Here is a 13,341-nt window from a genome sequence, read left to right on the forward strand (position 1 = left end):
TGGACCGGGAAAGTCGAAGGCAAATGAATGAAAAAAATCCTTATTGCAGTTGTACCCTTTATGCTTGCAGGCTGTAGCTACTATAACCAGTTTGCGGAACGGATGCAGACGGATACCCTGGAGTATCAGTGCGATCAAAAACCGCTGACCGTGCACATCAATAATGTCCGCCAGGTGGCCAGCTTTATCTATGATAACCAGCAGTTGAGCCTGCCTCAGGGGCTGTCTGCATCCGGGGCTCGCTATACCGACGGTGTTTATGTTTTCTGGTCGAAAGGCGACAGCGCCACCGTCTATAAACGTGATCACGTTGTGCTGGAAAACTGCCAGCTGCAAACGGCCAAACGTTGAGATTTCTGTCCCGGGGGCGCACAATGACGCCACCCGATGACTATTTCCTCAATTGCCATGTCTGATAACGACGAATTGCAGCAAATCGCGCATCTGCGCCGAGAGTACACCCGTGGTGGCCTGCGTCGCCACGATCTTCCCGCTGAACCGCTGACCTTGTTTGAGCGCTGGCTCAGGCAGGCTTGCGATGCCCGGCTGGCCGACCCGACGGCCATGGTCGTCGCAACCGTTGACGAAAATGGTCAACCCTACCAGCGCATTGTCCTGCTCAAGCACTATGACGAAAAAGGGCTGGTGTTTTATACCAACCTCGGCAGTCGCAAAGCCCATCAGATCGAAAACAATCCTCGCGTGAGCCTGCTTTTCCCGTGGCACATGCTGGAGCGCCAGGTCATGGTGACGGGCAAAGCCGAACGCCTGTCAACGCTGGAAGTCGTGAAGTATTTCCATAGTCGTCCGCGTGACAGTCAGATTGGTGCCTGGGTTTCGCAACAGTCAACCCGCATTTCAGCCCGCGGCATCCTCGAAAGCAAGTTCCTCGAACTGAAGCAGAAGTTCCAGCAGGGCGAAGTGCCGTTGCCGAGCTTCTGGGGTGGGTTCCGCGTCAATATTGAGCAGATGGAATTCTGGCAGGGCGGTGAACACCGTCTGCACGATCGTTTTTTATACCAGCGCGACAACGCGGCGTGGAAAATCGACCGCCTGGCCCCGTAATCCCGCAAATTTGTTGTGTTAAGCGCTGGTACTGGATGGGCTGGCGCTTTATTCTATAGGCTTCATTTTTCAAGCTGCGTCTTTGTTGGCTGCGTCGGCTTATTGTGGCCGTTTGCTTGCGTAAGTCTCCGTGCTTGCCGCCTCGAGGCAACTTGAATGATTTTGCATAGATGTTTTTTTTCGCGTCTGGCGAAAAGTCGTGTACCGGCAAAGGTGCAGTCGTTTATACATGGAGAATTTGATGGCAAGCAGTAACTTGATTAAACAATTGCAAGAGCGGGGGCTGGTAGCCCAGGTGACGGACGAGGAAGCGTTAGCAGAGCGACTGGCGCAAGGCCCGATCGCGCTCTATTGCGGCTTCGATCCAACCGCTGACAGCTTGCATTTGGGGCATCTTGTTCCATTGTTATGCCTGAAACGCTTCCAGCAGGCAGGCCACAAGCCTGTCGCGCTGGTGGGTGGTGCGACCGGTCTGATTGGTGACCCGAGCTTTAAAGCCGCCGAGCGTAAACTGAACACCGAAGATACCGTGCAGGAGTGGGTTGATAAAATTCGCAAACAGGTCGCGCCGTTCCTCGACTTTGATTGCGGAGACAACTCGGCCATTGCCGCGAATAACTACGACTGGTTTGGCGGCATGAACGTGCTGACCTTCCTGCGTGATATCGGCAAGCACTTCTCCGTTAACCAGATGATCAACAAAGAAGCGGTGAAGCAGCGTCTGAATCGTGACGATCAGGGCATCTCGTTTACCGAGTTCTCTTATAACCTGCTGCAGGGTTACGATTTCGCGTGTCTGAATAAGCTACATGGCGTGGCGCTACAGATTGGCGGTTCCGATCAGTGGGGGAATATCACCTCCGGGATCGATTTGACCCGTCGTCTGCATCAGAACCAGGTATTTGGCCTGACCGTTCCGCTGATCACGAAAGCCGATGGCACCAAGTTCGGTAAGACCGAAGGCGGCGCCGTATGGCTGGATCCGAAGAAAACCAGTCCGTACAAATTCTACCAGTTCTGGATCAACACCGCAGATGCCGACGTTTACCGCTTCCTGAAGTTCTTCACCTTTATGGACATTGAAGAGATCAATGCGCTGGAAGAGGAAGACAAAAACAGCGGTAAGGCCCCGCGCGCCCAGTACGTGCTGGCTGAGCAGGTTACTCGTCTGGTCCATGGTGAAGAAGGTCTGGTTGCGGCGAAACGTATTACCGAAAGCCTGTTCAACGGCAACCTGAGCGACCTGAGCGAAGCGGACTTCGAGCAGCTGGCGCAGGATGGCGTGCCGATGATTGAACTGGATAAAGACGCTGACCTGATGCAGGCGCTGGTCGACTCCGAGCTGCAGCCGTCGCGTGGCCAGGCACGTAAGACCATCGCCTCCAATGCGGTCACCATCAACGGTGAAAAACAGTCTGACCCGGAATATGTGTTTAATGACGGCGATCGTCTGTTTGGTCGCTACACATTGCTGCGTCGCGGTAAGAAAAATTACTGTCTGGTCTGCTGGAAGTAATTGCGTAAAGGCAGGGGCGTGGGAAACCACGCCCCTTATTTTTTGCTGTCAGGTACTCAAATGAAGAATATCCTCGCCATCCAGTCCCACGTTGTATTTGGTCACGCCGGCAATAGCGCCGCAGAGTTTCCGATGCGCCGCCTTGGCGCGAACGTCTGGCCCCTTAATACCGTGCAGTTCTCTAATCACACGCAGTACGGGAAATGGACCGGCTGCGTGATGCCGCCTGCGCATCTGACCGAAATCGTTCAGGGGATTGCTGATATAAATCAGCTTCAGCGCTGTGATGCAGTATTGAGTGGTTATCTGGGCTCTGCCGAACAGGGCGAGCATATTCTCGGTATCGTTCGTCAGGTAAAAGCGGCTAATCCGGCGGCGAAGTATTTCTGCGACCCGGTTATGGGTCACCCTGAAAAAGGCTGCATTGTGGCGCCTGGTGTGGCGGAATTCCACGTCCGCTATGCGCTACCGGCGAGCGACATTATTGCCCCTAACCTGATTGAACTGGAAATCCTCTGCGGCCATTCGGTGGCCAACGTCGCGGAAGCGGTCTACGCCGCGCGTGAGCTGATTGCTCAAGGCCCGCAGGTTGTGCTGGTCAAGCATCTTGCCCGCGCCGGGTCGAGCATGGACCAGTTCGAAATGCTGCTGGTGACGGCTGATGAAGCCTGGCATATTGGCCGTCCGCTCGTGGATTTTGGCCTGCGTCAGCCGGTTGGCGTCGGCGATGTGACCAGCGGATTATTGCTGGTTAAGCTGTTGCAGGGAGCGACGTTGCGCGATGCGCTGGAACATGTGACTGCGGCGGTGTATGAAGTGATGCTGGCGACCAAAAACATGCAAGAGTATGAGCTGCAGGTGGTTGCTGCACAGGATCGTATAGCGCAACCGGAGCACTATTTTAGCGCCACGCAGCTTTAAATGTGGCATCTGCCCGGCGTGGCTGCCGGGCAGATTCGCCTAGCTGACTACAACCCTTCCGCAGCCAGCGCCGCCGCCACCGATGGGCGGGCGGCCATGTGTTTCATCCACGCTTCAATATTGCTGTAACCGGTCATATCTATCTTCAGGGCATAGGCCCAGCGCAGCACGGTAAACAGGTAGCCATCGGCGATGGTGAAACGATGCCCGTTCAGCCACTGCTTCTCCTTCAGCGACTCATCAATATAGTGCAGTTTCTTTTCCAGCTGCGCGCGCGCGGCCGTTTTGTAATCTTCCGGGGTGTCCGGGCGAAAGAGCGGAGTGAAGCCTTTATGCAGTTCCGTTGCGACGTAGTTGAGCCACTCCAGGGTCTGGTAACGCGCAATGGAGCCCACCGGTGCCAGCAGATGGCGATCCGGTACCTGGTCGGCAATATATTGCATAATCGCGACGCCTTCCGTAAGCAGGATATCGTCGTCAAGCAGCAAAGCCGGAACCTGACCTTTGGGGTTGATCTGCAGATAATCATCACCGTTTTCCAGGCGCTTCTTCTGCAGATCGACACCTTGTAACGTGAAGTCCAGTCCGCTTTCGCGTAGGGCGATATGGGATGCAAGAGAACAGGCGCCGGGTTTGTAGAACAGTTTCATCAGTAACTCCTCGTGGCTGCAGTTTTCTGTATGTTAGCCCAGGGGCAAAAAAAAAGCCGCTAACAAAACGTTAGCGGCCTAAATTTATTGGTTTTCCCGAAGCGCTTAAGCGGTTGCCGTATCGCGAGCTTTGCTTACGGAGTCATCGTCCAGGGTCATGCGGTTCAGTTTCGGCGCGATAGCAAACATCAGCACGGAGATAACTGCGGTAGCAATACCAATCTGCAGGAAGACATGACCATATACGGCCAGAGACAGCAGCGGGTCGGTGACGTTATCCGGAACCGCCATCAGGTTCGCGACTTTACCGGCGATAATTGCGGCGCCCGCGGTGGTCAGGAACCAGCTACCCATGATAAAGCCCATCAGGCGCTGCGGTACCAGCTGTGCCACCATAGCCAGGCCCAGACCAGAAATCATCAGCTCACCGATACTCTGCAGCGCGTAGCTCAGAATCAGCCAGTTAACGGAGACGATACCGGCGTCGGTTGCAAACTTCGCACCCAGCGGCAGAACGAGGAAGGCCAGTGAGCAAAGCACCATACCGATCGCAAATTTGTGCGGCATCGGCAGACGGTCACCCATCTTGTTATAAATAGCAGCCAGAATCGGGCTACCGATCATAATCCAGAACGGGTTCAGTGCCTGGAACTGCTCAGGCTGGAAGGTGATACCCAGAATGGCATGCTCGACGTTACGAATCGCAAAGAAGTTCAGTGAAGTCGGCATCTGGCTGTAGAGGACGAAGAAGACGATCGCCTGAACCATCAGGATGAAGGCGACAATCATCTTACGACGCGCAGCGCCTTGCATCGCAATGGCTTCTTTCGCAAAAATAATCACGATGCCCAGAGCCACGACACCCAGCACCATACGGGCAATACCCTGGTTGTGCAGCAGCCAGGTTGCAATCACCACCAGGATGACTACGCCGACGATAGTGGCCAGCAGTTTGCCGTAATGAACCGGGGCGAAGTCAGGTTTAGAACCGTAGTTTTTCACCCACTTTTTGCAGAACATGAAGTTCACCAGGGTGATCAGCATCCCGACAAAGCTCAGAGAGAAGGCGATGCTCCAGCCAAACTTCGCTGCCAGCCAGGGTGTAGCCAGCATGGAGAAGAAGGAACCGATGTTGATGGACATGTAGTACATCGTAAATGCGCCATCAAGACGCGGGTCATCTTTCTCATAGCAGGTCGAGAGCAGGGAAGACGGGTTAGCCTTAAACAAACCGTTACCGACGGCGATGGTCGCCATACCCATATAAACGATAGCTGCATCATGCCCGGAGTAAGCCACCAGCGCGTAGCCAATAGCCAGGACGATAGTCCCCAGCATAATAACGCGTTTGGTGCCGAGCACTTTATCGCCCAGCCAGCCGCCGATAGCCACGAGGCCATAAACCAGTGCGCTGAAGGAGGAGAAGAGTGTAATAGAATCCGCTTCTGACATACCCAGCTGTTTTACCAGGTAAACGGCCATGATCCCTTGCAGGCCGTAATAACCAAAACGCTCCCATAATTCGATCGAGAAGATCAGGTAGAACGATTTCGGTTGTTTGAAAGCGTTAAGACTCACGCTTTCTGCTGGTTTATTGTTTGCAGTTGACACATATACCTCTTTTTTTACATCCCATATTAACGGGGGGTGTTCGGGGCGCAATCTTAGAAGACCGCCGCCTTTATAGTTATTCTGGAGGGAAAACGGGAAGTAATGTTCACTATCCTGGCCATTCAGGCAAGAGTTTTGTAATACTCTGTTACATATATCTTAGGCGTTATAATACGCCAGTCTTTCAAATGTTATACAGAGTTAAATTTCACCTTTTACACATTGGTGATATTTTTATCTGTCGGTACAGGAAAAAGATCGGATAATGGCGATATATTCTGCTGATTAGCCTTGAACATAGTGATATAGCCCATAATCCTAAAAAATGATGGGGTATTGTCCTGGTAAGTGGTGTGCGGGTATTGGAAATGCTGGCTTTCTTTATCATCGTGACAACAATAATTTAACATTAAGTTGCGTGGATGATCTGGATCACAAATGTATAGAAATTTTTTCTCCACAAAAAATGATTAACCTGGATGCGTGTTATATAGGCGGTTTATTGTCCTGCGTAGCGCAGAAATAGTGGCGTGAAAGACAGGGAATTAGCGGAGGAAGCAGAACCATTACCAGATGTAGGGTAATGGCTTTGTTTAAATGTTATGCGTAGACTTTCTCTTTAAACTCGCAGAGATCTTCAATCAGGCAGGAGCCGCAGCGCGGTTTTCGCGCAATGCAGGTATAGCGACCATGAAGAATGAGCCAATGATGGCAGTCGACTTTGAACTCGGCGGGGACCACCTTTAGCAGTTTTTCTTCCACTTGTTCAACGTTCTTCCCAGGGGCAAATTGTGTCCGATTGCAAACGCGGAAAATATGCGTATCGACGGCAATCGTTGGCCAGCCGAAGGCGGTATTGAGTACCACGTTGGCAGTTTTACGGCCCACGCCGGGAAGCGCTTCCAATGCCGCTCTGTCCTCCGGAACCTCGCCATTATGCTGCTCAAGCAGGATCCGACAGGTTTTAATCACATTTTCTGCTTTGCTGTTAAACAACCCGATGGTCTTGATATACGATTTGACGCCATCTACGCCCAGCGCCAGCATGGCGGCCGGCGTATTGGCCACGGGATAAAGCTTCGCCGTGGCTTTGTTCACGCTGACGTCCGTCGCCTGCGCGGAGAGTAAGACCGCTATCAATAATTCAAACGGTGAACTGAAATTCAGCTCTGTCGTAGGATGCGGGTCGTTATTGCGCAGCCGGGTCAGTATTTCCAGTCGTTTGCTTTTATTCATCCCAGACTTTCCCTGTGAGCATCAGCCGGTGCGGCGTGGCTCGCTGCGGCTGCTTTTGCTTTACGCTGTTTGGTACGTTCATCAATCAGGTATTTCACCGCCAGCATCATACCTAAACCGATAAAAGCGCCCGGCGGCAGCATCGCCAGCAGGAACGGCGTATCGGTATGGAATACTTCGATCCGCAGAACTTTCGCCCAGCTGCCCAGCAGACTATCGGCCCCATCAAACAGGGTTCCGTTACCGATGATTTCTCGCAGCGAACCGAGGACGAACATTGCGCAGGTTGCCCCCATGCCGATGGAGAAACCATCCAGCGCCGATAGCGCCGGCCCTTTTTTGGCGGCGAACGCTTCGGCACGACCGACCACGATACAGTTGGTCACGATCAGCGGTATAAAAATCCCCAGCGACTGGTACAGACCAAATGCGTAGGCGTTAATCAGCATCTGCACGACGCTCACGACCGAGGCGATGATCATGACATAAATCGGAATACGGATCTCGGCCGGCGTCCATCGGCGCAGGCTGGAGATGGTCAGGTTGGTCAGCGTGAGCACCAGCGTTGTTGCCAGCCCAAGCCCCAACGCATTGGTTGCGGTTGAGGTTACGGCGAGCAGGGGGCACATGCCCAACAGCTGAACCAATGCGGAGTTGTTTTTCCACAACCCCTGAACAATGACGTCTTTAACTTCGCTCATGGATTACTCTCCGCAGGCCGTGAGTTCGGGGATCTGTGCCGGCAGCGTTTGGGCATACAGGCCGGCGCGCTTAACCGCATTGACCACCGCTCGTGGGGTGATAGTGGCGCCGGTGAACTGATCAAAATCGCCGCCGTCTTTTTTCACGGCAAAGTGGCTGTCGCCAGGCCCATGAATCACTTTACCGGCAAAGTAGGTTATCCAGTCCGACAGGCGTAATTCAATTTTATCCCCAAGACCCGGCGTTTCATGATGTTCCGTCACGCGGGTTCCGAGTACGGTACCTTTAAAGTCGGCGGCGACCAGCAGCTGAATCGCACCGGAATACCCGTCGGGTGCTGTGGCTTCCATAACCACGCCGACCGGCGCGTCATTATTTGTAGCAATCCAGATCTTATGCTGACCTTTGCCGAGCGGCGGGGCGGTAACCAGATAGCAGCTCTTCAGCAGATCGTTATTATAGCGGTCTGCGGGCAATACCTGGTTGAATAACGCTTTTTGCTGCGTTGCCGCCTGCTCAGCAATCGTCGATTTCGTCAGCTCATTGATGGCCGCGGTTAACCCGGTAGAGCCGGCGGCAAAGAGCGCCAGCGTGATGCCGTGTTTGCGCATGCTTTTTAACATCATCGGTCCTCAGCGGTGGCCATACACGCGCGGGCGCGTGTAGTAATCAATCAACGGAACGGTGATGTTCGCCAGCAGTACGGCAAAAGCGACACCGTCAGGATAGCCGCCGAAGCAGCGGATGAGCCAGACCAGCAGACCGGCGAGAGCGCCGAAGATCAGGCGGCCGCGGTTAGTCGTCGAGGCGGTGACCGGATCCGTCAAAATAAAGAATGCGCCGAGCATTGTGGCGCCGGACAGCAGATGTATCTGCGGTGAGGCGAAGCTCTGCGGTGAAAACAGCCAGCTCAGCGTCGCGCAGAGAGCGAGACTTAACAGGAAACTCACCGGAATATGCCAGCGAATGGTCTTCTGCCAGAGTAAAAACAGGCCGCCAACCAGGTAGGCGATATTGACCCACTGCCAGCCGAGACCCGCCAGCGTGCCGCCGTAGATTGGGAAATGAAGGATTTCCTTCACCTCATGCCCGGCATGCAGAGATGTTTTAAACGTATCCAGCGGCGTGGCCTGGCTGATGCCATCGATACCCAGGCGCAGCGCGTTCATGTCACTGCCGCTGGCGGTATGACCGGTGAAAATAACCTGCAGGGCATCAATGAAACCCGGAGCGGTCGCCGCGATCTCATGCGGCGGCAGCCAGGAGGTCATCTGCACCGGGAATGAAATCAACAGCACAACGTAGCCAATCATTGCCGGGTTAAACGGGTTGTGGCCCAGACCACCGTACAGCTGTTTGGCAATAATTACGGCAAAGGCAGTGCCCAGAACCACCATCCACCAGGGAGCCAGCGGCGGAATACTGATGGCCAGCAGCAAGCCGGTCAGCAGCGCGGAGTTATCGGCAAGCGTGGCGGCAATATTCTGTTTACGCAATTTGAGGATCGCGGCTTCCGTAGTCCAGGCCGTGAGGGCGGCCAGGACGAGCTGGGTAACGGTCCCCCAACCAAAGAACCAGGTCTGAACCACGATGCCGGGTACGGTAGCGAGCAGAACCAGCAGCATAATCCGTGAGGTCTGACGCTGGTTGTGGGTATAAGGGGAGCTTGCGATTCTGAAAACCATTTATTCCTCGTTAACTGCCTGCCGGGATGCTTTCCTGGCCTGAACGCGGGCGATTGCTTCGGCGACAGCGGCTTTGCGCGGATCGTCGTTGGCGGCCGACTGGGTCATCTCTTGTTGCTGCTCGGCTTTACGGGCCTTGGCACGGGCGATAGCGGCTTCTACCGCGGCTTTACGCGGGTCTACGGCTTCAGCCGCAGGTTGTATGTCAACCGGGGCAGGCGATTGCTGCTCAGCCTTGCGGGCCTTAGCGCGGGCGATAGCGGCTTCTACCGCGGCTTTACGCGGGTCAACGGCTTCAGCCGCAGGCTGTGTGTCAGCCGGGGCAGCCGATTGCTGTTCGGCCTTGCGGGCCTTGGCGCGGGCGATAGCGGCTTCTACCGCGGCTTTACGCGGGTCTACGGCTTCATCCGCAGGCTGTGTGTCAGCCGGTGCAGCCGATTGCTGTTCGGCCTTGCGGGCCTTGGCGCGGGCGATAGCGGCTTCTACCGCGGCTTTACGCGGGTCTACGGCTTCAGCCGCAGGCTGTGTGTCAGCCGGTGCAGCCGATTGCTGCTCGATCTTACGGGCCTTAGCGCGGGCGATAGCGGCTTCTACCGCGGCTTTACGCGGGTCTACGGCTTCAGTGGCGGGCTGCGCCGTTTCCTGATTTTGCTGTGCCAGCTTGCGGGCGCGGGCCTCGGCCTTACGGGCCTCACGTGCGGCTATGGCTTCGCTGTTGTCCGGTTTTGCACCGGCCTGGATGATAATCGGCTGGGTAACATCGCGCTGTTTTTCGCGCACGCGGGCCAGGGCGGCGTTAATCGCCGCGTGATCTTTCGCTGCGGGCTGAACGGCAGATTGTTTATGGCGTTCCAGACGAGCGGCTTTTTCCCGCTCCAGGCGAGCCTGGCGGGCCTCAAAACGCGCTTTGGCTTCTGCTGCGCGTTTTTCTTCCTGACGGATAGCGTCAATCTCCGCCTTTTCCTGGCGGAAATATTGCACCAGCGGAATATTACTTGGGCAAACCCAGGCACAGGCACCGCATTCGATACAATCGGCCAGGTTATGCGCAGTCGCTTTATCGTGCTGCTGGCCTTTGCTGAACCAGTACAGCTGCTGCGGGAGCAGGTCAGCAGGACAGGCATCGGCACAGGCGCTACAGCGAATACAGCCTTTTTCTTCTTCGGCTTCACCCATTTCGCTTGCTGACGGGGCCAGCAGGCAGTTGGTGATTTTTACCACCGGCACGTCGAGCCACGGCAGGGTGAATCCCATTAACGGGCCACCCATGATGACCATCTGCTCGGCGCTCGGGCAAAATCCAGCGTCTTCCAGCAGATGGCGGACCGGGGTTCCCAGTCGCGCCCACACGTTGCCCGGGCGGGAAACCGCCTCGCCCGTGAGCGTGACCACGCGCTCAGTCAGCGGTTCACCGTCGATCACCGCGCGTTTAACTGCGTAAGCGGTCCCGACGTTTTGCATCAGGATCCCGATGTCCGATGAGCGTCCGCCGTGGGGCACTTGTTTACCGGTGAGGATCTGCGTCAATTGCTTAGCGCCACCGGAAGGGTATTTGGTGGGAATGACCCGCAGCTCAATGCCGTGAGCATCGGAAAGAACCGCCCGCAGCATAGAGATAGCCTGTGGTTTATTATCCTCAATACCGATCAGCACCTGACGCGGCTGTAAAATATGGGCCAGGATTCGGATACCAGCGATAATTTGCGCTGCGCAATCCTGCATCAGACGATCGTCGGCGGTAATATAGGGTTCGCATTCGGCGGCGTTAATGATCAGGGTTTCAATCTTGTCGCCGCCGCCGCGCAATTTGGCGCCCGTCGGGAATCCCGCGCCGCCCAGGCCGGCTACGCCGAACTGATGAATGCGCTCGATAAGCTCTTCGCGGGTTTTGTTCTGGTAATCACTCCAGCCGTCACGCTCAATCCAGCGGTCTTCGCCGTCGGCATCGATGATAACGCTCATTTCCGCCAGCGCGGAAGGGTGGGCGGTGGAGTGCGGCGCGATAGCGCTGACGACACCGGAGGTGGGAGCATGTACCGGTAACATTCGTCCCCAACCGCGGGTCAGAGGCTGACCGCGTAGAACGCGATCGCCTGGCTGTACGCAGAGTTCACCCTCCGCGCCGATATGCTGCTTTAGCGGGATAACCAACTGCTGCGGCAGGGAAACCTGGCGCAGTGGCGTGCCGTTAGACTGGCTTTTCATTTCCGGCGGGTGGATACCGCCGTTGAAGTCCCAGACTTTGTCTTTTCTGAACGCGGAAAATAGCTTAAACATGTTGTTCCACAGGAATATTGCGAACCGGAATAGTGTGCAGATCCCACTTCCAGTTTTCAGTGGTCGTCGCGACAGGCACCATTTCTATACACTGCGTCGGGCAGGGGGCGACGCAGAGATTACAGCCTGTGCAAAGGTCGCTCATCACTGTGTGCATCGCACGGGTCGCGCCGACAATTGCATCAACCGGGCAGGCCTGGATGCATTTCGTGCATCCGATGCAGTTTTTTTCGTCAATCACCGCGAGCATGCGTGGGGGCTCGAGCTCTTGTTCATCGCCATCGATGGGCTGCGGGTCGACGTTCAGCAGGGTAGCAATCTTCAGCATCACCGCTTCGCCACCAGGGGCGCAGCGGTTAATTTTCTCACCCTGCGTGCCGACGGCTTCAGCATAAGGACGGCAGCCGGGGTAGCCGCACTGCCCGCATTGACTTTGCGGAAGTAGCTCATCGACTTTTTCAACGACCGGATCATCTTCTACTTCAAACCGACGGGAGGCATATCCCAGAATTACGCCAAAAATCAGCCCCAGCAGGCTTATGGCGATAACGGCTATCCAGACTGCACTCATATTACAACTTCACCAAACCACTAAAGCCCATAAATGCCAGCGACATTAAACCCGCAGTGACCAGGGCAATGGCGTTACCGCGAAACGGCGCTGGCACATCCGCAACGACCAGGCGTTCACGAATTGCCGCAAACAGAACCATCACCAGCGAGAAACCAACCGCGGCGGCAAATCCGTACAACGCGGACTGCAAGAAGTTATGCCCGAGGTTAATATTCAGCAGCGCAACGCCCAGCACCGCACAGTTGGTGGTGATAAGCGGTAAGAAAATGCCGAGCAGGCGATACAGCGCGGGGCTGGTTTTACGCACGACCATCTCGGTAAACTGAACCACCACCGCGATGACCAGAATAAAGGCCAGCGTACGAAGATAGACCAGATTCAGCGGAATGAGAATCCAGGTATCAATTAACCAGGCGCAGATAGAGGCCAGCGTCATCACAAAGGTGGTGGCCAGTCCCATCCCCATAGCGGTTTCCAGTTTTTTGGAAACCCCCATAAACGGGCACAGTCCAAGAAACTTCACCAGTACGAAGTTGTTTACAAGGACAGTACCCACAAAGAGCAGTAAATAATCAGCCATCAACTCGACCTGAAAACGGAAAAAGCCGCCTATTATCGAATAAATCGAAACCGGCGACAACAGGTTAACTGTGTGGTTATTACGAATTCACGAAGGTTCGTTTAACCCGTTTTGAACGTTTGAAATAGGGGACTAACAGCGCCGCAGCGAGAAGCGGAAACAAAAGCTGGCGCAGGGCCATAACATCTGGAATGGGTGAAAAAGCAAAGGCCTTTATCGCCAACAGCAAAGAGATGAGCAGCCAGATAATATAGTGCTTCGGTACCACGCTGCGCCGTTTGAAAAACGCTATGGTCAGCCACAGGGTATAGTACCACATGCCGATAGCAAACAGCAGCGACCCCACCCAAAGCAGGAGATGTCCTGCGCTCATATCAGCCAGCAGGGCGTAAGTCTGGGAAGCCATCAATGCATTAGCAAATATCAGCAGCGACAGCGACGTGCTAAGCAGTGCAACCAGTAGCCATGCCAGAGGCGCCAGCAGCCACCCGCCGATACGTTCTGCAGAGTGAGAAGACATGATT

At 55.1% G+C, this 13,341-nt stretch carries 14 protein-coding genes; 4 read left to right on the plus strand and 10 right to left on the minus strand.

What is annotated here, in order from left to right:
* The first annotated feature begins 27 nt into the window (after positions 1–27).
* The 4 genes from mliC to pdxY all read left to right on the plus strand — a co-directional run bounded on the left by mliC (position 28) and on the right by pdxY (position 3,502).
* Positions 28–351 carry a C-type lysozyme inhibitor gene (mliC, locus tag ACMYSK_RS05150; protein WP_434640755.1) on the plus strand — a complete coding sequence of 108 codons (324 nt, stop codon included), beginning with the start codon at positions 28–30 and terminating at the stop codon, positions 349–351.
* A 57-nt stretch (positions 352–408) separates the two neighbouring features.
* A complete protein-coding gene (pdxH, locus tag ACMYSK_RS05155; RefSeq protein WP_434643868.1) occupies positions 409–1,065 on the plus strand; it encodes a pyridoxamine 5'-phosphate oxidase in 657 nt (218 codons plus the stop codon).
* Between the two features lie 241 nt (positions 1,066–1,306).
* Positions 1,307–2,581: a tyrosine--tRNA ligase gene (tyrS, locus tag ACMYSK_RS05160; protein WP_434640756.1), complete on the plus strand. Its 1,275-nt coding sequence runs from the start codon at positions 1,307–1,309 to the stop codon at positions 2,579–2,581.
* Between the two features lie 60 nt (positions 2,582–2,641).
* Positions 2,642–3,502 (plus strand): pyridoxal kinase PdxY, encoded by an 861-nt coding sequence (gene pdxY, locus ACMYSK_RS05165; RefSeq protein ID WP_434640758.1) that lies wholly within the window; start codon positions 2,642–2,644, stop codon positions 3,500–3,502.
* Between the two features lie 47 nt (positions 3,503–3,549).
* Here pdxY and gstA read toward each other — a convergent pair whose 3' ends face one another.
* The 10 genes from gstA to ACMYSK_RS05215 all read right to left on the minus strand — a co-directional run bounded on the left by gstA (position 3,550) and on the right by ACMYSK_RS05215 (position 13,337).
* Positions 3,550–4,152, minus strand: coding sequence for a glutathione transferase GstA (gstA, locus tag ACMYSK_RS05170; protein ID WP_434640759.1), 603 nt, complete (start codon positions 4,150–4,152; stop codon positions 3,550–3,552).
* Positions 4,153–4,257: 105 nt separating this feature from the next.
* Positions 4,258–5,763: a dipeptide/tripeptide permease DtpA gene (gene dtpA, locus ACMYSK_RS05175; RefSeq protein ID WP_434640761.1), complete on the minus strand. Its 1,506-nt coding sequence runs from the start codon at positions 5,761–5,763 to the stop codon at positions 4,258–4,260.
* Positions 5,764–6,363: 600 nt separating this feature from the next.
* Positions 6,364–6,999 carry an endonuclease III gene (gene nth / locus ACMYSK_RS05180; protein ID WP_434640763.1) on the minus strand — a complete coding sequence of 212 codons (636 nt, stop codon included), beginning with the start codon at positions 6,997–6,999 and terminating at the stop codon, positions 6,364–6,366.
* Positions 6,996–7,700 carry an electron transport complex subunit E gene (locus tag ACMYSK_RS05185; RefSeq protein ID WP_434640765.1) on the minus strand — a complete coding sequence of 235 codons (705 nt, stop codon included), beginning with the start codon at positions 7,698–7,700 and terminating at the stop codon, positions 6,996–6,998. The genes nth and ACMYSK_RS05185 overlap by 4 nt, the downstream gene beginning before the upstream one ends.
* Positions 7,701–7,703: 3 nt before the next feature.
* Entirely contained in the window at positions 7,704–8,324 is a 621-nt protein-coding gene (gene rsxG, locus ACMYSK_RS05190; RefSeq protein ID WP_434643871.1) for an electron transport complex subunit RsxG, read from the minus strand.
* 9 nt (positions 8,325–8,333) lie between these two features.
* The gene (rsxD, locus tag ACMYSK_RS05195) at positions 8,334–9,386 is read right to left on the minus strand and encodes an electron transport complex subunit RsxD (RefSeq protein WP_434640770.1); all 1,053 of its coding nucleotides are present in this window, start codon (positions 9,384–9,386) and stop codon (positions 8,334–8,336) included.
* The gene (rsxC, locus tag ACMYSK_RS05200) at positions 9,387–11,663 is read right to left on the minus strand and encodes an electron transport complex subunit RsxC (protein WP_434640772.1); all 2,277 of its coding nucleotides are present in this window, start codon (positions 11,661–11,663) and stop codon (positions 9,387–9,389) included.
* On the minus strand, positions 11,656–12,234 hold the full coding sequence (rsxB, locus tag ACMYSK_RS05205; RefSeq protein WP_434640774.1) for an electron transport complex subunit RsxB: 579 nt from the start codon (positions 12,232–12,234) through the stop codon (positions 11,656–11,658). Before rsxB ends, rsxC begins: the two co-directional genes overlap by 8 nt.
* A 1-nt stretch (position 12,235) precedes the next feature.
* Positions 12,236–12,817, minus strand: coding sequence for an electron transport complex subunit RsxA (gene rsxA, locus ACMYSK_RS05210; protein WP_015366851.1), 582 nt, complete (start codon positions 12,815–12,817; stop codon positions 12,236–12,238).
* Between the two features lie 79 nt (positions 12,818–12,896).
* A complete protein-coding gene (locus tag ACMYSK_RS05215; protein ID WP_434640776.1) occupies positions 12,897–13,337 on the minus strand; it encodes a DUF2569 domain-containing protein in 441 nt (146 codons plus the stop codon).
* Positions 13,338–13,341: the final 4 nt, after the last annotated feature.

This window comes from Klebsiella sp. I138 (assembly GCF_051131765.1).
Taxonomy (GTDB): domain Bacteria; phylum Pseudomonadota; class Gammaproteobacteria; order Enterobacterales; family Enterobacteriaceae; genus Klebsiella.

Coding starts and splice junctions, on each gene's coding strand:
- mliC (WP_434640755.1), top strand. CDS start 28: ATGAAAAAAATCCTTATTGCAGTTGTACCCTTTATGCTTGCAGGCTGT.
- pdxH (WP_434643868.1), top strand. CDS start 409: ATGTCTGATAACGACGAATTGCAGCAAATCGCGCATCTGCGCCGAGAG.
- tyrS (WP_434640756.1), top strand. CDS start 1,307: ATGGCAAGCAGTAACTTGATTAAACAATTGCAAGAGCGGGGGCTGGTA.
- pdxY (WP_434640758.1), top strand. CDS start 2,642: ATGAAGAATATCCTCGCCATCCAGTCCCACGTTGTATTTGGTCACGCC.
- gstA (WP_434640759.1), bottom strand. CDS start 4,152: ATGAAACTGTTCTACAAACCCGGCGCCTGTTCTCTTGCATCCCATATC.
- nth (WP_434640763.1), bottom strand. CDS start 6,999: ATGAATAAAAGCAAACGACTGGAAATACTGACCCGGCTGCGCAATAAC.
- ACMYSK_RS05185 (WP_434640765.1), bottom strand. CDS start 7,700: ATGAGCGAAGTTAAAGACGTCATTGTTCAGGGGTTGTGGAAAAACAAC.
- rsxG (WP_434643871.1), bottom strand. CDS start 8,324: ATGTTAAAAAGCATGCGCAAACACGGCATCACGCTGGCGCTCTTTGCC.
- rsxD (WP_434640770.1), bottom strand. CDS start 9,386: ATGGTTTTCAGAATCGCAAGCTCCCCTTATACCCACAACCAGCGTCAG.
- rsxC (WP_434640772.1), bottom strand. CDS start 11,663: ATGTTTAAGCTATTTTCCGCGTTCAGAAAAGACAAAGTCTGGGACTTC.
- rsxB (WP_434640774.1), bottom strand. CDS start 12,234: ATGAGTGCAGTCTGGATAGCCGTTATCGCCATAAGCCTGCTGGGGCTG.
- rsxA (WP_015366851.1), bottom strand. CDS start 12,817: ATGGCTGATTATTTACTGCTCTTTGTGGGTACTGTCCTTGTAAACAAC.
- ACMYSK_RS05215 (WP_434640776.1), bottom strand. CDS start 13,337: ATGTCTTCTCACTCTGCAGAACGTATCGGCGGGTGGCTGCTGGCGCCT.